The 24,338-nt window shown below is 70.0% G+C and carries 23 protein-coding genes and 1 pseudogene; 13 read left to right on the top strand and 11 right to left on the bottom strand.

Going from position 1 to position 24,338, the window contains the following annotated elements; translation table 11 throughout:
- Window positions 1-70: 70 nt before the first annotated feature.
- Both KGQ19_RS07715 and KGQ19_RS07710 read right to left on the bottom strand, forming a co-directional pair.
- On the bottom strand, window positions 71-835 hold the full coding sequence (locus KGQ19_RS07715; RefSeq protein WP_194891605.1) for a Rieske (2Fe-2S) protein: 765 nt from the start codon (window positions 833-835) through the stop codon (window positions 71-73).
- On the bottom strand, window positions 832-1,383 hold the full coding sequence (locus KGQ19_RS07710; RefSeq protein ID WP_212008394.1) for an RNA polymerase sigma factor: 552 nt from the start codon (window positions 1,381-1,383) through the stop codon (window positions 832-834). Before KGQ19_RS07710 ends, KGQ19_RS07715 begins: the two co-directional genes overlap by 4 nt.
- Window positions 1,384-1,641: 258 nt before the next feature.
- On the opposite strand from KGQ19_RS07710, the gene KGQ19_RS07705 reads away from it, so the two are divergent.
- The 4 genes from KGQ19_RS07705 to KGQ19_RS53380 are packed head-to-tail and all read left to right on the top strand — an operon-like array spanning window position 1,642 to window position 3,819.
- Window positions 1,642-2,142, top strand: a complete 501-nt coding sequence (locus KGQ19_RS07705; protein ID WP_230418321.1) for a cupredoxin domain-containing protein — start codon at window positions 1,642-1,644, stop codon at window positions 2,140-2,142.
- Complete coding sequence (locus KGQ19_RS07700) at window positions 2,139-3,122, top strand: metallophosphoesterase family protein (protein WP_212008392.1); 984 nt, start codon at window positions 2,139-2,141, stop codon at window positions 3,120-3,122. Before KGQ19_RS07705 ends, KGQ19_RS07700 begins: the two co-directional genes overlap by 4 nt.
- Before the next feature lie 8 nt (window positions 3,123-3,130).
- On the top strand, window positions 3,131-3,583 hold the full coding sequence (locus KGQ19_RS07695) for a hypothetical protein (RefSeq protein WP_212008391.1): 453 nt from the start codon (window positions 3,131-3,133) through the stop codon (window positions 3,581-3,583).
- Window positions 3,584-3,597: 14 nt separating this feature from the next.
- A complete protein-coding gene (locus KGQ19_RS53380; protein WP_212008390.1) occupies window positions 3,598-3,819 on the top strand; it encodes a histidine kinase in 222 nt (73 codons plus the stop codon).
- A gap of 44 nt (window positions 3,820-3,863) precedes the next feature.
- On the opposite strand, the gene KGQ19_RS07685 is transcribed toward KGQ19_RS53380, so the two are convergent.
- Both KGQ19_RS07685 and KGQ19_RS07680 read right to left on the bottom strand, forming a co-directional pair.
- Window positions 3,864-4,580: a hypothetical protein gene (locus tag KGQ19_RS07685; protein WP_212008389.1), complete on the bottom strand. Its 717-nt coding sequence runs from the start codon at window positions 4,578-4,580 to the stop codon at window positions 3,864-3,866.
- Between the two features lie 165 nt (window positions 4,581-4,745).
- Window positions 4,746-5,930 (bottom strand): alpha/beta hydrolase, encoded by a 1,185-nt coding sequence (locus KGQ19_RS07680; RefSeq protein ID WP_212008388.1) that lies wholly within the window; start codon window positions 5,928-5,930, stop codon window positions 4,746-4,748.
- Between the two features lie 239 nt (window positions 5,931-6,169).
- Between KGQ19_RS07680 and KGQ19_RS07675 the strand changes: the two genes are divergently transcribed.
- Entirely contained in the window at window positions 6,170-7,405 is a 1,236-nt protein-coding gene (locus KGQ19_RS07675) for a hypothetical protein (protein ID WP_212008387.1), read from the top strand.
- Window positions 7,389-8,165 (top strand): hypothetical protein, encoded by a 777-nt coding sequence (locus KGQ19_RS07670; RefSeq protein ID WP_212008386.1) that lies wholly within the window; start codon window positions 7,389-7,391, stop codon window positions 8,163-8,165. The genes KGQ19_RS07675 and KGQ19_RS07670 overlap by 17 nt, the downstream gene beginning before the upstream one ends.
- Window positions 8,166-8,174: 9 nt before the next feature.
- Here KGQ19_RS07670 and KGQ19_RS07665 read toward each other — a convergent pair whose 3' ends face one another.
- The 4 genes and pseudogenes from KGQ19_RS07665 to KGQ19_RS07655 form a co-directional block, all read right to left on the bottom strand.
- The gene (locus KGQ19_RS07665; protein WP_413562448.1) at window positions 8,175-8,870 is read right to left on the bottom strand and encodes a M24 family metallopeptidase; all 696 of its coding nucleotides are present in this window, start codon (window positions 8,868-8,870) and stop codon (window positions 8,175-8,177) included.
- Between the two features lie 6 nt (window positions 8,871-8,876).
- A pseudogene (locus tag KGQ19_RS52625) lies at window positions 8,877-9,197 on the bottom strand (gamma-glutamylcyclotransferase family protein); the annotation flags it as partial.
- Between the two features lie 193 nt (window positions 9,198-9,390).
- Entirely contained in the window at window positions 9,391-10,221 is an 831-nt protein-coding gene (locus tag KGQ19_RS07660) for a MerR family transcriptional regulator (protein ID WP_194891613.1), read from the bottom strand.
- Window positions 10,222-10,346: 125 nt separating this feature from the next.
- Window positions 10,347-10,955 carry an NAD(P)-dependent oxidoreductase gene (locus KGQ19_RS07655; RefSeq protein WP_212008384.1) on the bottom strand — a complete coding sequence of 203 codons (609 nt, stop codon included), beginning with the start codon at window positions 10,953-10,955 and terminating at the stop codon, window positions 10,347-10,349.
- 125 nt (window positions 10,956-11,080) lie between these two features.
- On the opposite strand from KGQ19_RS07655, the gene KGQ19_RS07650 reads away from it, so the two are divergent.
- The 4 genes from KGQ19_RS07650 (at window position 11,081) to KGQ19_RS07635 (ending at window position 16,345) form a co-directional block, all read left to right on the top strand.
- Entirely contained in the window at window positions 11,081-11,581 is a 501-nt protein-coding gene (locus KGQ19_RS07650) for a winged helix-turn-helix transcriptional regulator (protein ID WP_212008383.1), read from the top strand.
- A gap of 54 nt (window positions 11,582-11,635) precedes the next feature.
- The gene (locus KGQ19_RS07645; protein WP_212008382.1) at window positions 11,636-12,262 is read left to right on the top strand and encodes a nuclear transport factor 2 family protein; all 627 of its coding nucleotides are present in this window, start codon (window positions 11,636-11,638) and stop codon (window positions 12,260-12,262) included.
- Between the two features lie 241 nt (window positions 12,263-12,503).
- Window positions 12,504-13,814 carry an alpha/beta hydrolase gene (locus KGQ19_RS51770; protein ID WP_212008381.1) on the top strand — a complete coding sequence of 437 codons (1,311 nt, stop codon included), beginning with the start codon at window positions 12,504-12,506 and terminating at the stop codon, window positions 13,812-13,814.
- Entirely contained in the window at window positions 13,811-16,345 is a 2,535-nt protein-coding gene (locus tag KGQ19_RS07635) for a bifunctional lysylphosphatidylglycerol flippase/synthetase MprF (protein WP_212008380.1), read from the top strand. The genes KGQ19_RS51770 and KGQ19_RS07635 overlap by 4 nt, the downstream gene beginning before the upstream one ends.
- A gap of 19 nt (window positions 16,346-16,364) precedes the next feature.
- Here KGQ19_RS07635 and KGQ19_RS07630 read toward each other — a convergent pair whose 3' ends face one another.
- The gene (locus tag KGQ19_RS07630; protein ID WP_212008379.1) at window positions 16,365-17,621 is read right to left on the bottom strand and encodes an ATP-grasp domain-containing protein; all 1,257 of its coding nucleotides are present in this window, start codon (window positions 17,619-17,621) and stop codon (window positions 16,365-16,367) included.
- A gap of 167 nt (window positions 17,622-17,788) precedes the next feature.
- On the opposite strand from KGQ19_RS07630, the gene KGQ19_RS07625 reads away from it, so the two are divergent.
- Window positions 17,789-18,664 (top strand): LLM class flavin-dependent oxidoreductase, encoded by an 876-nt coding sequence (locus KGQ19_RS07625; RefSeq protein ID WP_212008378.1) that lies wholly within the window; start codon window positions 17,789-17,791, stop codon window positions 18,662-18,664.
- 398 nt (window positions 18,665-19,062) lie between these two features.
- Window positions 19,063-19,857, top strand: coding sequence for a hypothetical protein (locus KGQ19_RS07620; protein WP_212008377.1), 795 nt, complete (start codon window positions 19,063-19,065; stop codon window positions 19,855-19,857).
- Between the two features lie 57 nt (window positions 19,858-19,914).
- Here the strand turns inward: KGQ19_RS07620 and KGQ19_RS07615 are convergent, their stop codons facing one another.
- Both KGQ19_RS07615 and KGQ19_RS07610 read right to left on the bottom strand, forming a co-directional pair.
- A complete protein-coding gene (locus KGQ19_RS07615; RefSeq protein WP_212008376.1) occupies window positions 19,915-21,051 on the bottom strand; it encodes a DUF8094 domain-containing protein in 1,137 nt (378 codons plus the stop codon).
- A 521-nt stretch (window positions 21,052-21,572) separates the two neighbouring features.
- The gene (locus tag KGQ19_RS07610) at window positions 21,573-23,288 is read right to left on the bottom strand and encodes an IlvD/Edd family dehydratase (protein WP_212008375.1); all 1,716 of its coding nucleotides are present in this window, start codon (window positions 23,286-23,288) and stop codon (window positions 21,573-21,575) included.
- 209 nt (window positions 23,289-23,497) lie between these two features.
- Here KGQ19_RS07610 and KGQ19_RS07605 point away from each other — a divergent pair, with 209 nt between their 5' ends.
- Complete coding sequence (locus tag KGQ19_RS07605) at window positions 23,498-24,325, top strand: hypothetical protein (RefSeq protein ID WP_212008374.1); 828 nt, start codon at window positions 23,498-23,500, stop codon at window positions 24,323-24,325.
- The last annotated feature ends 13 nt before the right edge of the window (window positions 24,326-24,338 follow it).

Below are 24,338 nucleotides of genomic sequence, written 5' to 3'. Positions count from 1 at the left end.
GTTCTCGGCGCTGAGCGGTTCTGGGTGCTGAGCAGTTCTTGGCGCTGAGCAGTTCTCGGCGCTGCGTGAGTCACGCCTGGTTCGGCGCGTATACCTGAACGTTGCCGCCTTCGATGCGCACCGGCAGCCGGGGCAGCGCGGGCAGCGGCGAGCTGCCGTGCGGGCGGGTCAGCGGGGCTCCGGACAACGAGAAGGTGGCGCCGTGGCAGGGGCAGACGAAGCCGTCGCCGGGGGTGTCGAGGTGGAGGCGGCAGCCTTGGTGGGTGCAGATCCCTGATACGGCCTGGACCCGGCCCGACGCTCGCCGGAGGAAACCGGACACCGCGCCGAGGTCGAACGGCAGCACCGCGCCTTCGGCGAGGTCGGCGGCGCCGGCGACGGTCTGCCAGCTGCCGATGGTGGGGGTCAGTTCCTGGTCGGCGTCGGTGGCCGGCGACTCGGAGCCGGTGACGGCCCGATCGACGGCGACTCCGGCGACGCCTGCGACGACGCCGGTCGCGGTGAGTGCGGTCGCGGTCAGAAAGCGGCGGCGGCCCCGGATCCGGCGCGCCGCCGGCGACCACGCTGACGCCAGTGGCCACGCCGATGCCGGTGACCCTGATCCCCCTGACCGCGGTGCCGCCGACGCCGGCTCGGGGGCGGCGTCCTGCCGGTCGGCGACGCGCCGGCGCAGATCCTCGACGAACGCCTCGCGCGGACGCTGGGCGTCGGGCGCGGCGGCGGCCAGGTCGATGGCGGCGCGGGCGATCGCGATGTCGTCCTCGGTGGGGACGAAGTCCGCGGGACGGCGCCGGCGCAGCAGGCTTTCCACGTAGCGGTCGATCGGGCGCTTCATGACGCTTCCCCTTCCTTGTCGAGCCCCGCGGCGCGGCGCAGCGCGCGATGTTGCAGCACTTTGGCGTTGGCCACCGTCACCCCCAGCTCGGCGGCGGCGGCCTTGATGGAGTAGCCCCGCAGGAAGCGCAGCGTCAGAATCGCGCGGTGCCGTTCGGTCAGCCCGGACAGGATCGCCCCGATCCGCTCGTCCGTCCGGCCGGCGCGCTCCTCCCGGCCCGGTTCGCTGACGTCTTCCAGGCTGACGACGTCGAGGTCGATCACAGTGACCTGATGCCCGAGGGTCGCCCGCCAGTGCGCGGCGAGCACGGTGCGCGCCGTGGCGAGCAGGTAGGACCGCACCTCGCCGACACTGGCCGTGGCGCGAAGCGGCCCCAGGGCGGTCAGGAACACCTGGGACGTCAGGTCTTCGGCGTCCTGGCGGTTACCGACTTTGGCGTACATGAGCCGGTAGATCCGTTCGATGTTGTCGGCGTAGATCGCCTCCCAGCCCGGATACGCGGCGGTGGGCAGGGGGCGGGGCTGCCCGAATCGCTCAGGCTGCTCCATCTGTGATCGACCTCGCAGAGCGTCTGTCGGTGCCGGAAGGTTCAAGTCTCACTGACAGATAGGGATCCGGGTTACATGACGCCGCCGGAGGCCCGCTCCTGTCGGCCGCTCCTGTAACCCCGCCGGCTATCCGTCTACGACCACGATCGAGCAGACGGAATCAGGAGCCGGAATCAGATGAATCCGAGTGCCAACCATCCGAGTGCCAACCCAAGCCCCGGCAGTCCCGGGCGGTCGCGAAAGCCGGATCTGGTCGCCATGGCGGTGATCACCCTCGCCCTGGCGTCCGCGTGCGGCGGCGCTTCCCACCCGGCCGCCGCGAACGTCTCCACCGCGATCCGGCCGGGCAGCGGGCAGTCCCTGGCCGGCAGCCCCGGGTCGACCGCCACCGGACCGGTCACCGACGCCCCGGCGATGCCGGGCATGACGATGACGATGCCCACGGCCAGCGGTTCCACCGGTGGTGCGTCGACGGCACCGGCGGCATCCGCGGCACCGGTCGCCGGGAACGCCGTGTCGATCATGAACTTCGCCTTCTCCCCCGCCGCCCTGACCGTGGCCGCCGGGACCACGGTGACCTGGACCAATAAGGACTCTGACGCGCACACCGTCACCAGCCAGGGCGCGGGCGGCCCGCTGGGATCGGCGGCGCTGGCCACCGGACAGAGCTACTCGTACACCTTCACCAAGCCCGGAACGTACTCCTACCTGTGCACGATCCATCCGTTCATGACCGCGACGGTGACGGTGACGCCATGACCGACGACTCCGCCCTCGACCAGCCGGAAGGCTCGGACGGCCCGCATGGCATGAGCCGCCGCCAACTCCTGCGCCACGCCGGCTGGTTCGGCTCCGCCGTGGTCCTCACCGTCGCCAGCGGCGAGGTGGTCAGCCACATCGCCCACGACCAGGACGGCGCCGCAGCCGCCGTCGCCGCCGCGACCGCCGCGGATGCCAATGCCCTGCGATTTGTCCAGATCTCCGACAGCCACATCGGGTTCACCGGGCCGGCCAACACCGACGTCACCGCCTCCTTCAGCGAGGCGATCGACCAGATCAACACCCTGGGTTTCCGGCCGGACTTCGTCATGCACACCGGAGACCTGACGCACCTGTCGACCGCCGCGCAGTTCGACCAGGTCCGGCAGATGCTGAGCGGGGTGCGCACCGGACGGGTGTTCACCGTCCCGGGCGAGCACGACTCGGTGGACGACGCCGGGCGCGCCTACCGCCAGGCATTCGGCCGCGGCACGACCGGCGACGGATGGTATTCCTTCGACACCCACGGCGTGCACTTCATAGCCCTGGTCAACACCCTGAGCCTGGAGAAACTGGGCCACCTCGGCGCCGACCAGATCGACTTCGTCCGCAGGGACGTGGCGGGGCTGAGCCCGGACACGCCGATCGTGGTCTTCAGCCACATCCCCCTGTTCGCCATGTATCCGGCGTGGGGCTGGGGCACCGACGACGCCATGCAGGTCCTGGCCCTGCTGCGCAGGTTCGGGTCGGTCACCTGTCTCAACGGGCACGTCCACCAGCTGTTCAGCAAGACCGAGGGCAACGTCACCTTCCACTCCGCGACCACCACGGCCTATCCCCTCCCCGCTCCAGGCCAGGCTCCGGGCCCGACCCCGCAAGTCCTGCCGGCCGGGCATCTCAAGGACGCGCTGGGCATCCGCACCGTGACGTACAAAACCGGCGCCACGTCGTTGGCCGTCACCGACACGAGGCTGGCATGAGGACTGGCATGAGGAGCAGAACCGGAACCGGAACCAGAGTTCTAACCGGAACCAGAACCCTGACTGAGATCGGCCTACGCATCGCGGCCGCCATCACCCTGACCGTCAGCGGCTACATCCACGCCCAGCTCTACATCACCGGCTATCGCTTCATCCACGTCGTGGGCGTCCTGTTCCTCCTCCAGGCCAGCGTCTCTTTCACCCTGGCGGCACTCCTACCGCTAAGTAGCCCGCTCCTGCTACGACTCGGCGCGGCAGGCGCGGCGGCCGGCGCCCTCGGCGGCTTCGCCGCTTCCCGCACGATCGGCGTGTTCGGCTTCACCGAGCACGGACGGCAGCCCTCGCCGCAGTCGCTGATCAGCGTTCTGGTCGAGGTCGCGACGCTGCTGTTGCTGGCGCCGACGTTCTTGCGGCCCGGAGCGATCACTCGCAACGGCCTCTTCTGGCAGCCCAGGCGGTAAAGTGCGGCCACGGGATGGCTGGGCGCGCACATGAGGAGCGCGACCGGGTGGCCCGGGACATGCACGATGTACTCGGGCACACGGCCTCGGTGATCACGCTCACGAGCGGGCTCGCGCGGCGGATGCTGGAGGCCGGCTCGCTCCTCGCCACCGTGCACCACCATGGTCTGGACCCCCGGCCGCCGATGCCCACGACGTTTGTCACGACTACCGTCCCCGGACGCGAAAGCAGCTAGGGCCGAGAGCGATCTCGGCCCTAGCTGGTGTGCGTGCGCGGTATTTAGAGGGAACTCAAACCACTGCAGGAGGGGAGTGCGTTCAACGAGACGGAGAAGCTGGCGCTGCCGTCGGGGGCCGTGCAGATCTTGAGGAAGGCGGCGCCGACGCCGAGCGCGGCCGCGATGACCCCGCTGACCAGGGCGGCGTTCGGGACTCCCGCCGCGACGAGGACCGGGGTGACGAGCGCGGCGACGGCCGCTCCGAAGCCGACGACGCTCTCGATCTCGGTGACGGCGTCCTTGGACAGGCTCAGCTCGACAGAGGTGCTGCCGATGGTCAGGGTGACCCCGGGCGCGATCTGGATGACCTTGTCCTGGGCGGCGGCCGGGATGGCCATGGCGACCGAGACGGCCGCGCCCTGATGGGCGGCGCTGGCAGCGGCGACAGCGGCGGTGCCTGTGTCCAGGAAACGGTTCAGGTCGGCCACGATCGCGCCTTCGGCGCTCAGCGCCTGGCTGCTGACGCCGGCCTTCTGGGCGGCGAGCGTGTCGATGGTGACGTGTCCTTCGCTGACGTGCACGTAGGTCGCCGCGTCCATCATCGCCGCGCTGGACACGCTGCCCTCGCCGGGCCGGGCGGCGGCGCTGGCCGGGCCGGCGGCGGCCGCGACCAGCGAGGCGCTGATGGTGGCGGCCGTGACCAGCGGCACGATGCGGCGCAGGCGCTTGGTGCTGTCCTTGGCGTGCTTGCGGTGGGCGGTCGGTTCGTTGGTGCTCACAGTTGTGCCCTTCTCAGTGGTTGATGAAGCATTGGCCGGAAGTGTCACATCGCCTTTTCATAATCCGAACACAGCGATCGCACATCGCGTCGAATCCACCCGCTGCCGCCGTTCGCGCTGCTGAGCGGGCCAGGTGGGGGCTTCGTGCGGGGCGGCGGCGCCTGTTCAACTGCTGCTTGTGATGCCGAACGCCTGTTGCAGGCGCGGAATCAGGTCGGCCATGTCCGCGTCCCAGCACGTGACGTCATGACCGCCGTCGCAGTGGCCCCATCCGGCGCCGCCGCCGTAGTCCTTGAAGTAAGGGTGCTGACCCGCCGCGGTCAGGGCGGCCGCGAAGTGCTGGGAGGAGCTCTCCAGCCACCACTCCCGGTAGTCCCCTCCCGGTCCGTTGCCGTTGCCGGTGTAGATGGAGACGTTCATCCCGGCGAAGGCCGCGGCGTGCTGAGTGGGATCGGCGGCGTTCCACAGGGAGTCGTCGAACGGCGGGGTCACCGACACCGGATACGGGGAGCCGAACAACGCGTCGCTGCTGACGGCCGGCTGGTAGGGGTCGTTCACCGGGTGACACGCGCTCCAGTCCGAGGTGCCGGGGAGCAGGCCGCTGGTGACCCCGGACAACGCCCCGAGCGCATCGGTGAGCGAGGCGACGACGATCTCGCGCAGGACCATCTCGTTGCGCGACAGATCGGCGTCCCCTGACAGGCTCGCCACCTGGCTGAACAGGTCGGGGTGCAGCTGCGCGAGGTGGAGCGCGCCGAAGCCGCCCATGGAGACCCCGGCGATGGCGCGGTGCTGCTTGTCCGCGACGGTGCGCAGGTTGGCGTCGATGAACGGGACCACCTGCTGGACTTCGAAGTTCTCCCAGTTCTGGGCGCCGAGCGCGGTGGACTGGTCGCGCCAGTCGGAGAACCACCCGCGTCCGCCGTCGGGCATGACGATGATCATCCCCGACGTCCCCTTCAGCGCGTTGAGCTGCGGGAAGCCGGCGCTGTCGAAGTAGTCGCAGGGGTCGCCGGGAGAGCCGGTGAGCAGGTACAGGACGGGGTACCGCTTGGTCGGGTTGCTGTAGTAGTCGGCCGGCAGGCTGATCCGGATGTGGTGCCCGAGCATCCCGGTGTCGTTGGCGACCTGCGCCGAGGACACCGTGATGGTGAAGTCGGTGGCGGTCGGGGCGGGCACGCCGGGATTGGACAGGGACGGATCGTCGACCTGCGTCAGCCCGTAGCCGTCGGTCAGAACGGGCGGGCCGGAGGGGTCGGCGTGCGCGGCGCTGGGGCCGACGATCGCGCCGGCGGCCGCGAGGGAGGCGGCGGCGAACGTCGCCGCGGTGATGGCTAGCCGTTGTTTCACGGAGCGCTCCTGAACAGGGAATGTCGCAGAGGGCTGATAGAACAGGCCTCGGCGTTGACCGGTGGCGGCCGGTGGTGGCCGAACTCGAAGTGTCATCCCCGCTGTTCACAATCCGAGCACAGTCATCGCACGGCCAAGGCCGTTGACGTGCCGCCGCGTCTGGTCGGCATGAGACACAGCGCCCGAGGGGCGACAGCCGCCTGGCCCGGCTGTCGGACCCGTGAGAGCATCAAGGTCCAATGGAGACATCACGGCTGACAGAAACCCGCATCGACGACACGGGCAGCATCCTGGTCGCGCCTTCGTCGTCGGCTGACGACGGCTTCGACCTGGTTAGGGACTTCTTCGGATCCGTGATCACGCCAGAGGACCTTGCCTCCGGTTCGTCCGATGTCACGCGCAAGACCGTCTACCTGTGTGGCGACATCTCGGCGGTCAGCGAGCGCCGGCTGCATGCGGCCGACCGCGTTTTCGTCGTCCGGGAGCTGTCACCGGAGTACCGCGAGGACGTCGACGGTCCCTGGGCCGTGGTCGGCCTCGGCCGGGTTCCCGTCCGCGTCCACGGGGTCGGCGTGTACTACCGCCGCTTCTTCGACCCCGGTGACGATCACTTCGGGCGGATCCGTGCCGAGCACGAGTTCCAGTCGCTGACGGAGTCCACCAAGCCGGGAACGGCCCATCGCAGCGGGATCTATCTGACGCCTGTCACCCAAGACGGTGACGAGTTCCATTTCCGCCTGCTCCGGTGTTCCACGAACTTCTCGGGGCCGACCGAGGGTTTCCACCCGACCGACACGAGCATCGTCGAGGCGCTGAACCGCGAGGCCGCCGCCGTCTTCCAGGACCCGGCACCGCTGAACCACGTCCTGGCCCAGATCTACCACAACACGCTCGCCACGGCCGAGCGCAAGCAGGCCAAGGCCAAGATCTCCTCGCACGCCGACAAGACCAAGGACATGCCCGGCAACGGCATCATGGCCTTCTGCACCTTCTACGAAGGGCTCGACAAGCTGCGGCCCCTGGCCGGCGACGCCTTCGACTACGGCGTGAAGAACGCCAGCGGGATGACCAGACTCCAGTTCCGTCTCAAGGATCCGATCGGAGAAGGCGATGGCGCGGCGTTGCCCTCGCAGTTCTCTGTGACGCTGTATCCCGGCTCCGTGTTCTTCATGCCGCTGTCCACCAATCGCCTCTACACCCACGAAATCCGGCCCTCGACCCTGGGCGCCGAATTGCTCCCGACCCGCCTGGGATATGTCGTGCGTTGCTCGAACGCCGAAGCCCTTCACCGGGACGGCCAGACGTTCCTGAAGGTGGCCGGGGATCTGGTGAAGCTGGAGCCGCCCACGCCGGAAGGCATGGATGAGCTGCGCAGGCTGTACGCCGAGGAGAACAGGACTTCGTCCTTCATCGACTACGGCGACGACATCCTGTTCAGCATGAACGCGGGAGATTACGTTGCCCCGCGAGCCTAGGGTCTCGGAGGAGATCATCTCCTGCGCTCTGCCGGCCGAGGAAGATCTCTTCACGGAGCTGTACGCCTCGGTCGGTTGGGAAGACGTGGGAAAGGGCCGGCAGGGCGCGGTGCTCGCCAGGAGCGACGAGGCAGGTGGGGTACCGCTCGTGCGCACCACCACTCGATACGGCAGCCCGGCACAGCGTTTCCAGGCGATCCACGAGCGGTTGGCGCAACAGATCCGGGAACGCGCGGCGCTCCCGGTCGGGTTCAACAATGCCCTGATCGAGACGTATACGGACGCTTACAAAACCATGGGCGGCCATTCCGACCAGGCCCTCGATCTGGCCGGCGACTCGCACATCGCCGTCTTCTCCTGCTACCGGCATCCCGAATCCGGCCCGCCGCGGAAGCTGATCTTCGAGTCCAAGGGGCCGGGGCCCGATGCCGAGAAGTTCGAGATCCCCCTCGTCCACAACAGCATCGTCGCGTTTTCGGTCGCCGCGAATCGGCGGCTCAGGCACAGGATCGTGTTGGACGCGCCCGGCCAGGCCGCGGACAACCGATGGCTGGGCGTCACCTTTCGGACGTCGAAGACCCTCGTCCGGTTTCGTGACGGGGACGTGTACCTCCCGGACGGCGCGCGCCTCACGTCCGCCGACGAGGAGCAGAAGCAGGAGTTCTACCGGCTGCGGCGCCGCGAGAACCACGAGAGGGACTTCGTCTATCCCCCGCTGACGTACACCATCAGCGACAGTGATCTGATGCCGCCGGCCTGACCTCGGTCCTCACAGGTCGAGAAGCTGTTCGTAGAAGCCGCCGAATCCGCGCTCCGCGTCGACCAGGTGGATCTCCAGGATCCAGTGACACCTGCGCCCGAGCCGGTCGGTGCGGCGCATCGGTGTGGTGTTCCCCGGGGCGATGTAGGACTCGATGTCGGCGCCGTCGATCTTCTCGTGCGGGAACTCGCCGACGAGGTGGCCGGAGTGGATGTTGCCGAACGTCCAGCCCCGCTCGCGGGCCAGCCGGCCGATCTCGGCGTACAGCTCGGCGCCGGTGAGCTCCGGGTGCTCGGCGAAGAAGGCGCGGCCGGCGGCGAAGACCTGGGGCAGGTCGGCCGCGAGCCGGTGTTTGACCGGGTCCTCGCCCAGGACGTAGGTGCGGCCGAGGTCGGCTTCGAACTCGGCGAAGATCGGGCCGAAGTCGGCGAAGGCGATGTCGTCGGCCTCGATGATCCGGTCCGGCGGGTTCTCGCGGTAGGGCTGGAGCGTGTTGGGTCCGGCCCGGACGATGCGCTTGTGCCAGTGCCGGGTGGTGCCGAACAGCTCGTTCGCCAGGTCCCGGATCTCCTGGCTCGCCTGTCGTTCGCCCACACCGGCCCGGATGATGCCGCGCCTGCCGACCTCCGCGAACAAGGCTTCGGCGTTGGCCTGGGCCGCGACCAGCCGTTCCACGCGCAGCGCCTCGGCGGTCGCGGCGTCGATGTAGACCCAGGCCTGTTCCCCGGAACGCAGAGCGAGGCTGAACCGGGTGTAGTCGTCGGCCTCGTAGGCGTCGGCCGCCTCGAGTTCGGCCGCGGTGACGGTGAACACGGTGCCCTCGACGACATCGGCGAGCTCGTCGGACCGCACAGCGACCGGATGCAGACCGCTTCCACTGTCGGCGATCACCGCCGAGTCGGTGATGGTCACGGTCTCCAGCCGGAATCCCGGCAGCCCGTCCGCGCGGCCCGGCAGCTCACGGCCGAACCGGGCTTGCTGGACGCCGGGCAGGCGGAGGGTCCCGTAGGAAAACAACAGCTGATCGGGCATGGTGCAAACCCCTGGAGCTCGGCCGACATCTTCGGTGGGGGTGGTTCGCGCTGTCCATCGGCGCTCGGGAGTGACCATGATATCGGTGGGCGGGGGCCGGTGGCGGACGCACTCGGCCTGACCGTTGAGGGAGCGGTGTTCGAGTTCGGGCTGATCTCGCCGACCTCGTCGCGGATCTCGCCGCCGGCCGGATTCAGCTCAGGACGATGGCGAATTCCCCGTCGGGCCCGGCCGGCCCGTTGGCCGGGTTGAAGATCAGCAGTAGCCGGACACCGCCGGCGGGCTCACGCTGGTGTTCCACGGCCCAGGCGAACAGGGCCCCGACGGCGAGCTCGACCTCGGTCCCGCTGCCCGACCCGATGGGTGTGCTCTGGCGGATAAACGCCTCCTGGTGCGCGGGCTCGGTGCGCAGCGTGAGATCGGGGAAGCCGGCGGCGATCTGCTCGGCCTGATCCTCCGGCACCGGCCAGCACCACTCCACCGGCCCGTCGCTGTCCCCGCTCACCTCGCCGTAGTAGATCGTGAACGGCGCTCCGGCGATCCCCTCGGGCCGGGGCACGCCGCCGCGGGCCAGGCGGTGGATGAACAGTTCCCGGCTCGCCGCCAGCAACTCGTCCTGGTGGATCCGGCGCAGCTTGCTGAGCAGGGTGCGGGCGGGCATGTCGCGGACTGTGACCTCGTACATGGTGGGCTTCTCTCCGTGGAGGTGGTCAACGAGGTCGCCCATCAGTTGCCGCTGAGCCTCGTGCTCGAGCTCGGACCCGGCCCAGTAGGCGCGGATCTCCTCGGCCACCGCCGCCGGTTCCAGGGCCAGGATGTCCCGGATCCCGGCGAGCGGGACCCGGACCCGGCGCAGGGCCGTGACCAGCCGGGCCCGTTCCAGCTGCGTCTCGGCGTACCAGCGGTAGCCGGTGTCCGGGTCGACGCGCGCGGGCCGCAGGAGCCCGAGTTCGTCGTACAGGCGCAGCGCCTTGGGCGACAGGCGCGACAGGCGCGCGAACTCGCCGATGCTGAGCAGGCCCATGGACGGCTCCCTCGTTCCGGGCGGAATGCCCGGTCACTCCCCACTCTGTGGCTTCCCCAATGGTCAAGGTCAAGACCGGGGGCAAGGCCGAGGTCGATGTGCGAGTCCGCGGGTCCGCGAGTCCCTCAGTTGGCCGCGGTGAACCGCCGGCGCCGGTAGGCGGCCTTGTCGACCTCATCCAGCAGAGCGACCGCGTAGTCCTCGGCCGAGATCGTGTCGCCGGCCGGGGTGTCCGCCTCGGTCTTGTACGAGCCGGTGCGCTCACCCGGCTGGATCACCGGCGCCGGGCTGAAGAAGGTCCAGTCGACGCTGTCGCCCAGCCCGCGAATGTAGTCCAGACCCTCGGCCGCGATCAGCGCCTCGGCCTTGTACACGTCGGGGAATCCCGGGTCGTCGACCAGGCGGTGGCCGTTCACCAGCAGCGAACCGGCGCCGCCGACGACGATCAGGCGGGCCTCGCCGGCCGTCTCGGCCAGGGTGCGCAGCTGGGCCAGGTACTCGCGCCGGTCGCCGCCGGTGCGGCTGGGGCCGATGGCCGAGACCACGACGTCGGCCTGGCCGGCGACGCGTCGGGCCAGCTCGGCGTCGCCGGCGTCGCCCTGGACCGCGTGCACACCCTCGGGCAGCGCGCCGCCGGAGCGGGTGATGCCGGTGACCTCGTGGCCGCGGGACAGCGCCTCGGCCACCACCCGGCTGCCGATCATGCCGGTGGCTCCGTAGACCGCGATCTTCATGCTCGTGTCTCCCTCGTTCTGGCTTCCAGTGTGCTTCCAGCGACTGGTACCGGCCCGTTCCGAGCGGTACTGGCAGTGACAGTAACCATCAGTTACTGATTACTTCAACGTGCTATAAGTACCTCATGGTTACTATTGCCGCGCCCAGACTGGTCGGCCGACTCCGGGCCGAGCGCGAGACCAGGGAGAACAGTGAAGACGAGGAGAACGGGGAGTCGAGCGGGGATCTGTTCGACGCCGACTGCCCGACCCGGCTCCTGCTGGACCGGATCGGCGACAAGTGGACCGTCCTGGTCGTCCTGCTGCTCTCCGACGGCCCGATGCGCTTCACCGAGCTGCGCACGCACCTCGGCCGCGTCGCCCCGAAGGTGCTGACCCAGTCGCTGCGCCGGATGGAGCGCGACGGGCTCCTCACCCGGCAGGTCTTCGCCGAAGTGCCGCCGCGGGTCGAGTACACGCTCACCGGGCTGGGGCATTCCCTGGCCGAGCCGATCGCGGTGATCGGCGACTGGGCCGAAGTGAACATGCCGCGGTTCACCGCCGCGCGGCAGGCGTACGACGCCGCGCACGACACCGCACACGACGCCGCGCACAACACCGCGCATCCGGTCGTCGCGGGGCAGTGAACGAACCCGCCAAGCAGCAAGTCCCAAGTCCCAAGCCATCCCGAGGAGGCTCCCATGCCCGAAAACCACCCCGACAGCCGCCCCGCCGCCGACCGCCTCGCCGACCGTCAGGCCATCAGCGACCTGATGACCGGCTGGATCCACCGCGACCGACAGGACTGGGACACCTTGGCCACCTTGTTCCACGAGGACGCGACCCTCAGGGTCATGTGGTTCTCCGGCCGGGCCCACGACTTCATCGAAGGCTCCCGGCGGATGGCCGAGGGCCCGCTGCGCACCAAGCACTTCATCGGCAACCCGACCATCGCCTTCGCCGGCGACCGGGCCTTCGTCGAGACCAACGCGATTCTGCTGGCCGACCACACGGAGCTCGGCATCGGCGCGACGGTCCACGTCCGCTTCCTGGACCGCGTCAGCCGCCGCGCCGGGACCTGGCGCATCGAGCGCCGGGACGCCGTCTACGACCTGGGCGGCTTCACCTACCCCTTCGGCCCGGCCGCCGCGCCGGACATCGACGCCGACGCCCTGCGCGAGCGCCACCCCCGCGAATACGCCTCGCTGGCCTACCTCATCGAATCGAGCGGCATCGCGGTGACCGGCACGTTCCCCATCCGCTTCAGCGAACAGGAACGCGCCATCCTCAGCGAAGGACACGCCTGGCTGGCGCAATCCGGCGGCTGAGAACCGATGCCGACCGCACGCTGAGGCAACCTGGGCAAGGCTGTAGGCATCTCTTTTACATGCTCACCAACGACGCCGACGACCCGAAGCCGACAAATCGGCGAATTGAGGACGCCGGTTCCAGCCGTCCCGCCGCACCGGCCGCGGCCCTGACCGCGGTTCCGGGTCCGGCTCCGGGTCCGGTTCCGGCGCTGGCTCCGGCGCCGGCTCCGGCTCCGGCTCCGGCCCAGCGGGGCACCCGGTGAGCAATCCGCTCGACTGGTCTCTGCTCAGCGGGCCGATCCCGGTCGTCCTGCTGGTTCTCACGACTGCGGCCTTCGCCGCGCTGCTGGCCGACCGGGCCCGCACCTGGTGGGTCTGGAAAGCGCCGACGGCTGTCGGGGTGGGCGTCGTGCTCACCGCGATCCTGGGAATCATCGTCGACCGGTGGTGGCAGCCCTTCCCCGAGGGGCTGCCCACCGAGGTCCTGCTCTGGATGGGCGTCGCGATTCTCGGCGTCACCGTCGCGGCCATGCGGTTGCCGACCCTGTCCTGGGGCCGCCGGGCCGGGGCACTCGGCTGCGCGGTGGTCGTGGGCCTGACCGGCCTGAACCAGGTCAACCGCTACTTCCAGAGCTATACGTCGACGCGCGCCGTCCTGGGCCCGTGGCTCGACACCGGCACCGACTTCAAGAAGGCCGCCGGCAGCCGCACCGACCTGGTCACCGCGCCGTCGGGACGCATGCTCGCCGACGTGTGGACCGCGCCCGCGGGCCTGCCGAGCTCGGGCACGTTGTCCGAGGTCACGATCCCGGGCACGGTCTCCCACTTCAACGCCCGCAAGGCCTGGGTCTACCTGCCGCCCGCCTACCGGGCCGACCCGCGCCCCGAACTGCCGTTGCTGGTGCTGCTCCCCGGGCAGCCCGGCACGCCACGGGACTGGATCGACGCCGGCGGCGTGCAGAAGGTGCTCGACGGCTACGCCGCCACGCACCACGGCCTGGCCCCGGTCACAGTGATGCCGGACGCGACCGGGTCCACGATCGGCAACTCGCTGTGCATGGATTCCAAGCTCGGCAACGCCGAGACCTACCTGACCACCGACCTCAAGGCCTGGGTGACGGCCAATCTCCAGGTCGCGCCACCGGACCGGGGCTGGACCATCGGCGGGTTCTCGTTCGGCGGGACCTGCTCGGTCCAGTTGGCGGTCCGCGCTCCGCACCTCTACCGGACGTTCCTGGACCTGTCCGGGCAACGCGAACCGACGCTCGGCAACCACAAGGACACCGTGAAGAAGGCGTTCGGCGGCGACGAAGGCGCGTTCGAGCGCGCCGACCCGGTGTCCGTCCTGGCCACGCGGAAGTTTCCGGATCTCGCCGGGCGCATCGTCAGCGGGACCACTGACAAGGAGTTCACACCCCAGCTGGGCGTCGTGTACCTGGCGTGTCTGCAAGCCGGAGTCGACGTGCAGATGACCCAGCTGCCCGGTGGTCACAGCTGGCAGGTGTGGCGGGCCGGCTTCGTGCAGCAGCTGCCGTGGATCGCCGAGCGCAACGGGCTGGCCCGACGATGAGTACTGAGACTGTGCCGGCCGGCAGACTCGGCCTCTTCGGCACCGTGCCGGCGCGGGTCCGCCGGGCGGCAGGCCGGGCGCCGCTGACCGCGACGCTCGTCACGCTCCTGGTCCTGGTCGCGGCGGTGGGCGGCAGCGTGCCCGCCGATGCGGACGGCAGCCCGGGGCGGGTGGTCGGCACCGGCGCCTCGATTCTCGCCGAGGGCAAGTGGTGGACGGTCCTGAGCTACGGCTTGTGGAGCGCCGGTCCCACGGCCCTGATCGCCACGGTCCTGCTCGCGTTCGCCGTGCTGGCCCCGGCGGAGCGCCGCCTGGGCACCCGCACGACTCTGGGTCTGTTCGCGCTCTGCCAGGTCGGCGGCGCACTGCTCGGCGCGGGGATCATCGGGCTCGGCTCGGACACCGGCGACGTCTGGCTCAGCTCGGACCAGACCGACGCGGCCACCGGGGCCAGCGTCGGCATCGTCGGCGTGGGTCTGGCCCTCAGCGCGCGCCTGCCCTCGCTGTGGCGCCGCCGGCTCCGGCTCGTCCTGGGCTTCGGCGTGCTGCTGTTCACGCTCTACGACGGAACCGCACAGGACATCCTGCGCTTCTGCGGTGCCGGGATCGGCCTGGTGAGCGGCGCGTTTCTGTGGGGTCGCCGGCGTCCTCGGCACGAGCGCGTCGTGTCCCACGCCGAGAGCCGCGTCCTGGTCGCGATCACCGTCGGCGCCTCTGCGCTGGGGCCGCTGATCGCCTTTCTGACGAGGGCACCTTACGGGCCGTTCTCTTTGTACTCCGACTTGTTCGTGGGAACCGGGCCCGGAGCCGATGATCTGCGGAGCAGTTGCGCCAGCGCGGCGGACATGTCAGCGGGCTGTCTTCAGGTGCGATCTGAGTCGCTGCTCGCGAGCAGTCCCTCGGTGCTGATGCTGTTCGTGCCGGCGATCCTGTTGCTGATCGTCGCCGAGGGGCTGCGTCGAGGTCGCCGTCTGGCTCTGCTGGCCGCGCTTCTGATCGAGACCGGAGCCGCCCTGGCCACCTGGCGGTACGCGGCTCAGGGCCTGTCCTTCCTCGACCCCTCGGATCCCGGATACGGCGACGCCCACAGGTTCGTCGTCCTGTATTCGATACCTCTGGTGGCGATGCCTCTGCTGGTGATCGGGCTGCTTCTGGTCAAGCGCCGCCACTTCGAACTGCGGGTCCCGCGCAGGACGATTCTGCGGGTGTCTGTGGCGGTGACAGCGGCGTTCGTCGGCATCGGCGCCGCGTATGTGCAGTTCGGCTACGCCGTGCGCGGCGACTTCGCGCCGGTCCCCGGCCACGGCAATCTGGCGGCCGACTTCATCAAACGTCTGATACCGCCGGTCTATCTGGGCATTCTCGACGCGCCGTACGCTCATTTCCTCCCACAGGGCGGCGCCGCGCGGACCCTCTACTTCTGGGTGGGACCGGCGTTCTGGGCGGTGACGCTCGGTGGGCTCCTTCTGGCCTTCTGGCGGCCCCCGCTGCGGCACCGGGCCGGGTCGGAATCTGAGGCGCGCGCGCTGCTCACGACGTACGGAGGATCAACGCTCTCTTATATGACGACCTGGCCCGGCCACGAGTACTGGATCGCCGACGACGCCCGGGCCGCCGTGGCCTACCGGGTGATCGGCAAGGTCGCCCTCACCACCGGCGGCCCCTACGGCGATCCCGAAGCCCGCGACGCGGTGCTGGCGCAGTTCGCAAAGTACTGCGATCAGCAGGGCTGGTCCCCCTGCTTCTACGGCGTCACGGCCGAGACGTTGGACGTCGCCAACCGGCTGGGGTGGCGCGGTGTGCAGGTGGCCGAGGACACGCTGCTGCCGCTGGCCGATCTGGCGTTCACCGGCAAGAAGTGGCAGGACGTGCGGACGGCGCTGAACAAGGCCGGCAAGGTCGGGGTCGCGGCGTCCTGGGTCTCCTTCCCGACAGCGGCTCCGCTGCTGCGTGAGCAGGTGCGGGACCTGTCGCAGGAATGGGTCGCCGCCAAGGGCCTGCCGGAGATGGGCTTCACTCTCGGCGGCCTGGACGAGCTGAACGATCCGCACGTCCGCTGTCTGGTGGCGGCCGACGACCAGGGCCGGCTGCACGGCATCACGAGTTGGCTGCCGTGCTACCGCGACGGCGAACCGGTCGGCTGGACGCTGGACTTCATGCGGCGCGGTACCGACAGCTTCCACGGGGTGATGGAGTTCCTGATCGCCACCGCGGCCCTGCGTTTCAAGGAGGAGGGAGCCGAGTTCATGAGCCTGTCCGGCGCTCCCCTGGCCCGGGCCGCGGACCACCGGCGGGCCGCGGACGGCTTGCAGCGGATGCTGGACACGGTCGGCCGCGTCCTGGAGCCGGTGTACGGCTTCCGCTCGCTGCTGGCGTTCAAGGCGAAGTTCCAGCCGCAGTATCAGCCCCTGTACATCGCCTATCCCGATCCGGTCGCGCTGCCCGCGATCACGAACGCGATCGGGCGGGCCTACCTGCCGCGCACGACGCTCGCTCAGATGCTGCGGCTGAGCCGACGTCTGATGGGGTGAGCCCGCCTCCTCGCTCCGCTCACTCTCCTTGCTCCGGGCGGGTGTCGATCTCGATCAACGCGGCGGCCGCGGCGGCCAGGCGCAGCGCTTCGGCCGGGGTGTCCGCGGTCACCGCGGCGAAGGCGGGGCGGTCGCCGGAGCTGCGCAGCTCGTCGACCCGGCCGCCGACCTCCACTGCGGCCCCGGCGTAGAAGACGCCTTCGGACGCGCTGGCCGCTTCGATGCCCCGGATCACCGTGACCACGCCCGGCTGCGCGCTGGTGAAGCGGACCGACGCCGCCCGCCGCGCCCGGGTCGGCAGCTCGACCGAGGGCGCCCGGCCGGACAGGATGTCGACGTAGGCCCGGACGATGTCGACCGGGTAGGCCTGCCGGATCATGTCGATGATCCCGGCTCCGGCGCACCGGCCCGCGCACTCCACCAGATACGGGACGCCGTCGGCGACGATCCACTCGCAGTGGACGATGCCGTCGGCGAAGCCCACCGCCTCGACCACCCGACGGGTCTGCTGGACCAGCAGTTCGGTCAGCGCCGCGGGGATGTCCGCGGGGACCACGTGGCCCATCTCCACCGGCCGCGATCCGGGGTACAGCAGCTTGCCGGTGACGCTGGCGAACACGTCCTTGCCGCCTCGCACGAGCATCTCGACGCTGAACTCCGGACCGGCCACGAAGCGCTCGGCCAGCATCGGCTGCTCCGGACCCAACCGCGCCGCCTCCTGCCGCAGCGATTCCCAGACCGCGTCGATCTCGGCCGCATCGCGCACCACACAGGTGGCCGTCGAGCCCATACCGGCCGCCGGCTTGAGCACGATCGGGCCGTTGACCGCCGCCAGGAACGCCTGCGCCCGCGCGGCGTCGGCCACCACGACCGATTCCGGATTCGGGATCCCGGCCGCCCCGGTGATCGCCCGCAACCGGCGCTTGTCCCGCATCGCCCGCGCCGCGCCGAATCCCGCACCGGGCAGCTCGTGACACTCGGCCAGGCGGGCCGCGAACAAGGTGCCCACCTCGGTGTTCGGGACGACCGCGACCGGATCCAGGTCGCGGTGGGCGAGGAAGAACTCCTCGGCCCGGCCCGGCCCGACGAGGTCCCATTCGAGGACCTCGCGCACCAGCGGCGACCAGGAGACGGACGCCTGCGCGTCACGTTCGCGCGCGTACTCCGCCTCCTCGACGATGATCACGGACTTCGGCGGCAGCACCTCGGCATAGCCGAACAGGGCGATACTGCTGTATCCGGAGAAGATGATGGGCCTGACCGCTTGCGCTGACATTGCTCCCCCTCAGTGGCAGATGTGCACGGGTGTAGAGCGGACCGGGCCCGTTCGGCGGCGCGCACAGTCAGGCTCAGACTACTGATACAGATGCCGGTTCCCGAAGCAGAACCCCGTCGAACTCACGACCCGGCCCAGACCTTCCAGATCCGGTAGCGTCCCGGTCCATGTCGAGTCTTCGAATCGGTGTCATGTACGACCGCGCCTGGGCCCCGGAAGGGCTGCCGGCGTTCGCGCGCGAAGTCGAAGCGCTCGGCACCGACGAGCTGTGGGTCGTGGAAGACCTCAGCTGGGGCGGCGGCATCTCGGCGGCCACGGTCGCGCTGGCGGCGACGTCGCGGATGCGGGTCGGGCTGGGGATCGCTCCTGCGCCCTTGCGGAACCCGGCGCTGCTGGCGATGGAGGTGGCATTCCTGGCGCGCGTGTATCCCGGCCGGTTCGTCGCGGGCATCGGGCACGGCGTCACCGGCTGGATGGCGTCGGTCGGGGCGGCGCCGGCCTCGCCGCTGACTCTGCTGGCGGAGACCACCGAAGCCGTGCGCGCGCTGTTGCGGGGCGAGCAGGTACAGATGCAGGGCGGCGAGGTCCGGATCGACGGCCTGCGGCTGGTGCACCCGCCCGCGCAGGTCCCCCCGGTGGTGCTGGGCGTGGTGCGACCGCGGTCGCTGGAACTGTCCGGGCGGGTCGCGGACGGCACGGTACTCGCCGAAGGCCACGGCCCGGCGGATCTGGAGGCGGCGCTCGCCCTGATCCGCAAGGGCGGCGGCGCGCAGGAGCACGAGCTGATCGCGTTCGCGTACGCGGCCGTCGCGGACGACGCCCGGCAGGCGGCGGAGGTCTTGCGCCCGGCGGTCGAGGATCAGGCCGCCTGGCTCGACCGCACTCCGGCCGAGGTGTTCACCGTCAGCGGGACCCCGGCGGACGCCGCCGCACGTATCGCGCAGCTCGAAGCGGCCGGCGCGACGAGCGTCGTGCTCCGGTTCAGCGGGGAGGAGCCGGTGCGACAGCTCGGCGCGACACTCGCGGCCTTTGCTGAGCGCTGACTACTGATCGCTGAGCGCTGGCTGCTGGCTGCTGGCTGCTGGCTGCTGAACGCTGAGCGCCGACTGCTAAGCGCTGACCGGCGAGTTCAGCGGGGCTCGATGTCCTGCGCCCAATCCGGCGCGGGTCCCCCTGCGCTCTCGAGTATTCGAATATTCATTCGCTCCCATTCGATGTCCGGCGCGTTCTTGTCCAGCCAGCCCGTTGTGCTGCCCCCGTGCTTGCGGGCACGCGGCCTGTCATGGACACGGATTTCCCACACTGCCGCGGGCGGCATCCGGGATACTCCCTGTGCGGCAGCGAAGCGCTCGGAGGACGCCGTCAGGACCGGTCCTCTCGCGCAGCCCCTAGCCTCGGGACTCGTCAAGCCGAGTGCGTGTGAACGGAGTCAGGGGTCACCATGGGGCGGGTCATCCGTTGTTCCTCACTGCTGGCCGCACTCGCGGCGACCGCACTCGGCGTGGCCGGGTGCTCATCGTCCGGGCAGATCGGCAGCTCCGGGCAGATCGGCGGCTCCGGGCCGGTCACGCCGTCGGGCATCAGTACCACGGGCGCGAGTGCGAGCGCGAGCGCGAACCCGAGCCCGAGCCCGAGCACGTCGTCCAGCGCGCCCTCAACGGCCCAGCTTCAGCAAGCGCTCCTGGCCGGGAGCGACGTACCGGGCCTCGGGCAGAGCCACACCCTCGAATTCCGGATCGCGATGTACCTGTACCCGACCAACGGCGGCTGCGCGCCCATGGACCAACTGACGCAGAAGCTGGACAACGGCGGCCCCGACTTCGAGGCGCCCACGGCCTCGATCGGATTCGATCTGCCGACCGTCGGCACGAACGGAGAACCAGGGCTCCTCGCGGAAAGCGTGGAGTACTACGGCGACGCCGAGGCCGCAGCCCTGATGAACGTGTTCCACGCGATGCAGACGCAGTGCCAGCAGCCGTTCCAGACGTCCGAGGCCGGCCAGGCACCCGCGTCCTACGTCGTCCAGCCGCAGCCCGACCCGGTCTCCAGCGACTGCGTCGTCTACTACCTCACCGACCCCAGCAAGCAGCCGAGCGACCGCTACGTCGTCGATCGCGTCGGCGGCACGCTGGTGACGTTCTCGGCGAGCTCCCTTTCAGCCCCGGCGCCCGCGGTCGACGCCTCGCTGATCACAGCGGCGGAGAACAAGGTCCGCGCCGCCGGGCTCGGGGGCTGAGGCCTGAGACTTGGAATCAGGGGCCTGAGGCATGAGGCCCGAGCTCGGACCGCCGCCTCAGTGCTCCACGGACACCAAACCCCCGTTGTAGGCGATCTTCTGGATCTTCCCCGACTTCTCCGGCGGGTCGACGGCGGCGACCATCCACACCGAATCCGTGGTGAAGCCGCCCTCGGCGGTCTGGGCGCCGGCGACCTTCGCCCAGCCCTGGTCGGCGAAGGTGAAGGTGCGGCCGGCCTGGGTCGCGCGCAAGGAGAGGCGCGTGCCGTAGATCGCCAGCTCGCCGCCGTCCTTGAGCGGCAGGTACGTCGGCAGCGGGTCGGTGGCCGTGGACACCGTCAGCGTCACGGTCGCCGGGGAGACGCCGGAGGTGTCGTCCTGGATCCACTTCCGCTCGGCGGTGGTCACGTCGTCGCTCACGAACGGCGAGCCCGGCGTGCCGGCGTCGTCGCCGGTGAGCAGGGTCCGGTCGGCGACGGCCAGGTCGGTCGTGTCGAGCGGCAGTCGGGTCAGCTGGGTCGCGGTGTAGTCCAACAACCCGTCGGCACCGACGGCGAAGGCCGGCCACTGCCGCCCCGCGGTCAGCCCGAGCGTGGTGTCGACCAGCCAGGGCGCGCCGGCCTGTTCCTGGGTGAAGTGCAGGAGCGAGCCGGCGTCGGGCAAGCCCGGCTGGACCGCGTTCGCCGTGACGTAGAACCCACGCGGGTACGCGATCGAGCGGGCGATGTAGAACACCGGGTCGGCGAAGGTGACCGGCGCCTTGGACTGGGCGGCCTTGGCGCCGCCGATTCCCTGGTAGTAGAGCAGGCTGCCCTGGTCCAGGGTCAGCAGCGAACCACTCTCGATCTTCGCTTCCCCCGGGATGTCCAGAGCGGCGTTGACTGTGTTGTTCGCACTCTGATACGCCCCCAGCGCCGCCGCGGCCTCGCCCTGGGTCACGGTGACGTCCGATGCCGACGCCGACGTGGTCGGCGAGCCCTGCCGGCCTGAGACGAGCGACTGGCCGGTCGGCGCCGGCCCGCTCGCGGAGGTCGCGGGCCCGGAACCCGTGCCGGTCAAAGGATTCGCGCCGCCGGCGGCCCCGCCAGCCCTGACAGTCCCGCTCGTGGAACACGCGACCGCCGCCGCCATCGTCGCCGCCAGTACGGCGCTGATCGCCGCCGACCGACTGAACCCCCGGACAGTGTCTCGCACGGTCCCTCCCCCGAATGACAGCCCTTGGTTAGGCGGCATTAATCATAGCTGCGGAATCCAGGAATCCACCAGCTGAGATGAAAGCGCGTATAACATTTCCGGCCTCCACGTCATCAGTACTTCGACAAGGCACAGGGCTCTGACGGTGGACACGTCCCACGCCCCGGAGCCGATCCGACGATCTGGAGGAACCACTTGTGCTAGCACGTATCCGCCGTGTCCCGATCCTGGCGGCGGCCATGGCTGTGGGCCTGGCCACCGCCACCGCCGGCGGTGCCGCCGCGACCGCGCCGCCACCGGCCGGCGACCGACGCGCTCGGCGGGTCGATCAGCCAGACGGTCGACAACGCCTACACCATCGGCTAACGGGGATCAGGGTTATGAGAATGCGAGGGATGTGTGTGAAGCGGCCGAGCCCGGATTCGATCGGTGACCACCAGTGCACCGCGGTCCTCGGCTACGACGGGTCCACCGGCATGGGCACGCCCAACGGACTATCAGCCTTCTGATCAAAACCCCCTTCAGTGCGATTCCCGGGCCACCTCCGAGCCGCTGGATCCGACGAGGAAGTCCAGATCGGCGCCGGTGTCGGCCTGCTGGACATGGTCTATGTACAGCCGCTCCCAGCCTCGGCGCGGATCGGCGAACCCTGCGACGGTCGCCGGGTTCGGCCCGCGCGCCAGGAGTTCGTCGGCCGGTACCTCCACGTCGATGCTTCGGGCCTCGACGTCCAAGGTGATGATGTCGCCGGTGCGCACGAAGGCGAGGGGTCCGCCGGCGGCGGCTTCGGGCGCGACGTGGAGCACGACCGTGCCGTAGGCCGTGCCGCTCATCCGGCCGTCGCAGATCCGCACCATGTCCCGGACGCCCGCCTCGAGAAGCTTCTTCGGCAGCGGCATGTTGGCGACCTCCGGCATGCCCGGATAGCCCTTCGGTCCGCAGCCGCGCAGGACGAGCACGGAATCGGCGTCGACGTCCAGGCCGGGGTCGTCGATGCGCGCGTGGAAGTCCTCGATGCTGTCGAACACGACCGCCCGGCCCCGGTGCCGCAGCAGATGCGGCGAGGCCGCCGCCGGCTTGATCACGGCACCGTCGGGTGCCAGGCTTCCCCGGAGCACGGCTATGCCGCCTTGCGCGACCAACGGCTGCGCGCGGGTCCGGATCACCTCGGCGTCCCAGATCGAGGCGTCGTCGAGGGAGTCGACCAGCGGTTGTCCGGTGACCGTCTTGGCCTCGGGGTCCAGCAGTTCCCTGACTTCACGGAGTACCGCGAGCAGGCCGCCGGCCCGGTGGAAGTCCTCCATGAGGAAGCGGCCGGCCGGCTGGAGATCCACCAGCACCGGGACCCGCGAGCCGATGCGGTCGAAGTCGTCGAGGGTCAGGTCGATGCCCAGGCGTCCGGCGATGGCCAGGAGGTGGACGACGGCGTTGGTGGAACCGCCGACGGCGGCCAGCGCCACGATCGCGTTGTGGAACGACGCCTTGGTCAGGAACGTGCTCGGCCGTCGTTCGGCGGTGACCATGTCCACGGCCAGCCGCCCGGTGCCGTGGGCGGCCTGGAGCAGACGGCTGTCCGGCGCGGGTGTGCCTGCCACCCCGGGCACGACCATGCCCAGGGCCTCCGCCACCAGAGCCATGGTGGAAGCGGTCCCCATCGTGTTGCAGTGGCCGCGGCTGCGGATCATCGACGATTCCGAGCGGACGAACTGTTCCTGAGACAGGGTGCCGGCGCGCACCTCCTCCGAGAGCCGCCAGACGTCGGTACCGCAGCCCAACGGAGTCCCGCGGAAAGTACCGGTGAGCATCGGTCCGCCCGGCACGACGACCGCGGGCAGATCCACCGAGGCGGCGGCCATGAGGAGGGACGGGATCGTCTTGTCACAGCCGCCGAGCAACACCACGCCGTCGATCGGGTTGGCGCGCAGCATCTCCTCGGTGGCCATCGCCGCCATGTTCCGCCAGAGCATGGCGGTGGGCCGGACGTTGGTCTCCCCGAGGGAGACCACGGGCATCTCCAGCGGAATGCCACCGGCCTCGTATACGCCGTCCCGCACCGACGCCGCGACCTCACTCAGGTGCGCGTTGCACGGAGTCAGGTCGGAGGCGGTGTTCGCGATGGCGATCTGCGGGCGCCCCTCGAAAGCGTCGTCCGGAACACCTCGGCGCATCCAGGCCCGGTGGATATAGGCGTTGCGGTCCTGGCCCGCGTACCACTGCGCGCTACGAAGCTTCCCCATCGGCTCACTCCCATGGTCGGGACGATGATCTAGTCGCCAGAACGGAGCGTACCCACCCGCCGGACGGCGCCTCCCCAGAGGTACACGCGGGTAGCGGCGCGTGCCCCTATGAACGGTCCGCCTTGCACCGAGGCCCCTTCCCCGTGTCCGCCTCCTTCGTATATTGATGGTAGGCAGCACTGTCTCTTCGTTCCGAAAGAAGCACCTCCATGCCCGGGCCAGAACTAGAGCGGGTCCCCGCTTCCAGCAAGAGCCAACGGCCCCAGGCCCGCACCGCTGCCGCAGCCTCCCCCACCACCGTGGGGCTGACGTCTCCGGAGTCGGTCCTGGCGTTGCAGCGCAGCATCGGCAACGCAGCCGTCTCCCGGGCGATCGAGCAAGCCCACACGGCCCCACGCACCGGCGCCCACGGTGCTCACAGCGCTCACGGCGCCCCGCTCGTCCAGCGCGCAGGCTGGAAGAACAGCGACACCGCCGCCGCCACCAAAACCCTCAAGAAGGCCACTCCGGCCGGCGACAAGCAATGGGTCGAAACCCTCCATCACGTCATTCCCCGAAACCGTCTCAGCTGGCTCTCCAGCGCGGTGGACCCGGCGCAGGAGGCACTGATCAAGGCTCAACTGGGTACCCTCGCGCCTACCGCTTTCACGGCACACGCCGGGAGCCTCCAGGAAGCACTGGAGAACCTCCCCGCGAACTACATAGTGGGGCCGGAGCCAAAGACACGAAACGACGATCCAGACAACAAGGCGCACAAGAAGGGACGCGGCGGGACCGGCCTCGCGGACGTCAATCTCGACGGCAACGGTCAGGTCACCCCGCGCTCCAAGGAGCTGGACGCGGCCGACACCTGGCTGATCGCACAGCAGACGGCAGCAGCTTCAGCCGGCTCCGCCTTCACCATCAACACCCACGAACTACAGACGCAGTTCATCGACAAGGTGAAGGCCGCGTCCCAGCTCCACGGGACCGCGATCAATCTCGACAAGAATCGCAGTACCTACGGCACGGACGCGGCCGGCCACTTCCGCAAGTGAGGGACTGCCCCAC

The sequence above is a fragment of the Catenulispora pinistramenti genome (assembly GCF_018274385.1).
Taxonomy (GTDB): domain Bacteria; phylum Actinomycetota; class Actinomycetes; order Streptomycetales; family Catenulisporaceae; genus Catenulispora; species Catenulispora pinistramenti.
The sequence above is the reverse complement of the archived record's forward strand: the minus strand, read 5'-3'. Positions and strand labels throughout refer to the sequence as shown.

Bases quoted from the DNA above. Each gene is read 5' to 3' on its own strand.
- KGQ19_RS07675 (WP_212008387.1), top strand. From the start codon at position 6,170: ATGGAGACATCACGGCTGACAGAAACCCGCATCGACGACACGGGCAGC.
- KGQ19_RS07695 (WP_212008391.1), top strand. From the start codon at position 3,131: ATGAGGAGCAGAACCGGAACCGGAACCAGAGTTCTAACCGGAACCAGA.
- KGQ19_RS07655 (WP_212008384.1), bottom strand. From the start codon at position 10,955: ATGAAGATCGCGGTCTACGGAGCCACCGGCATGATCGGCAGCCGGGTG.
- KGQ19_RS07645 (WP_212008382.1), top strand. From the start codon at position 11,636: ATGCCCGAAAACCACCCCGACAGCCGCCCCGCCGCCGACCGCCTCGCC.
- KGQ19_RS07705 (WP_230418321.1), top strand. From the start codon at position 1,642: ATGGCGGTGATCACCCTCGCCCTGGCGTCCGCGTGCGGCGGCGCTTCC.
- KGQ19_RS53380 (WP_212008390.1), top strand. From the start codon at position 3,598: ATGGCTGGGCGCGCACATGAGGAGCGCGACCGGGTGGCCCGGGACATG.
- KGQ19_RS07710 (WP_212008394.1), bottom strand. From the start codon at position 1,383: ATGGAGCAGCCTGAGCGATTCGGGCAGCCCCGCCCCCTGCCCACCGCC.
- KGQ19_RS07650 (WP_212008383.1), top strand. From the start codon at position 11,081: ATGGTTACTATTGCCGCGCCCAGACTGGTCGGCCGACTCCGGGCCGAG.
- KGQ19_RS07620 (WP_212008377.1), top strand. From the start codon at position 19,063: ATGGGGCGGGTCATCCGTTGTTCCTCACTGCTGGCCGCACTCGCGGCG.
- KGQ19_RS07700 (WP_212008392.1), top strand. From the start codon at position 2,139: ATGACCGACGACTCCGCCCTCGACCAGCCGGAAGGCTCGGACGGCCCG.
- KGQ19_RS07610 (WP_212008375.1), bottom strand. From the start codon at position 23,288: ATGGGGAAGCTTCGTAGCGCGCAGTGGTACGCGGGCCAGGACCGCAAC.
- KGQ19_RS07715 (WP_194891605.1), bottom strand. From the start codon at position 835: ATGAAGCGCCCGATCGACCGCTACGTGGAAAGCCTGCTGCGCCGGCGC.
- KGQ19_RS07605 (WP_212008374.1), top strand. From the start codon at position 23,498: ATGCCCGGGCCAGAACTAGAGCGGGTCCCCGCTTCCAGCAAGAGCCAA.
- KGQ19_RS07625 (WP_212008378.1), top strand. From the start codon at position 17,789: ATGTCGAGTCTTCGAATCGGTGTCATGTACGACCGCGCCTGGGCCCCG.
- KGQ19_RS07635 (WP_212008380.1), top strand. From the start codon at position 13,811: ATGAGTACTGAGACTGTGCCGGCCGGCAGACTCGGCCTCTTCGGCACC.
- KGQ19_RS07630 (WP_212008379.1), bottom strand. From the start codon at position 17,621: ATGTCAGCGCAAGCGGTCAGGCCCATCATCTTCTCCGGATACAGCAGT.
- KGQ19_RS07660 (WP_194891613.1), bottom strand. From the start codon at position 10,221: ATGGGCCTGCTCAGCATCGGCGAGTTCGCGCGCCTGTCGCGCCTGTCG.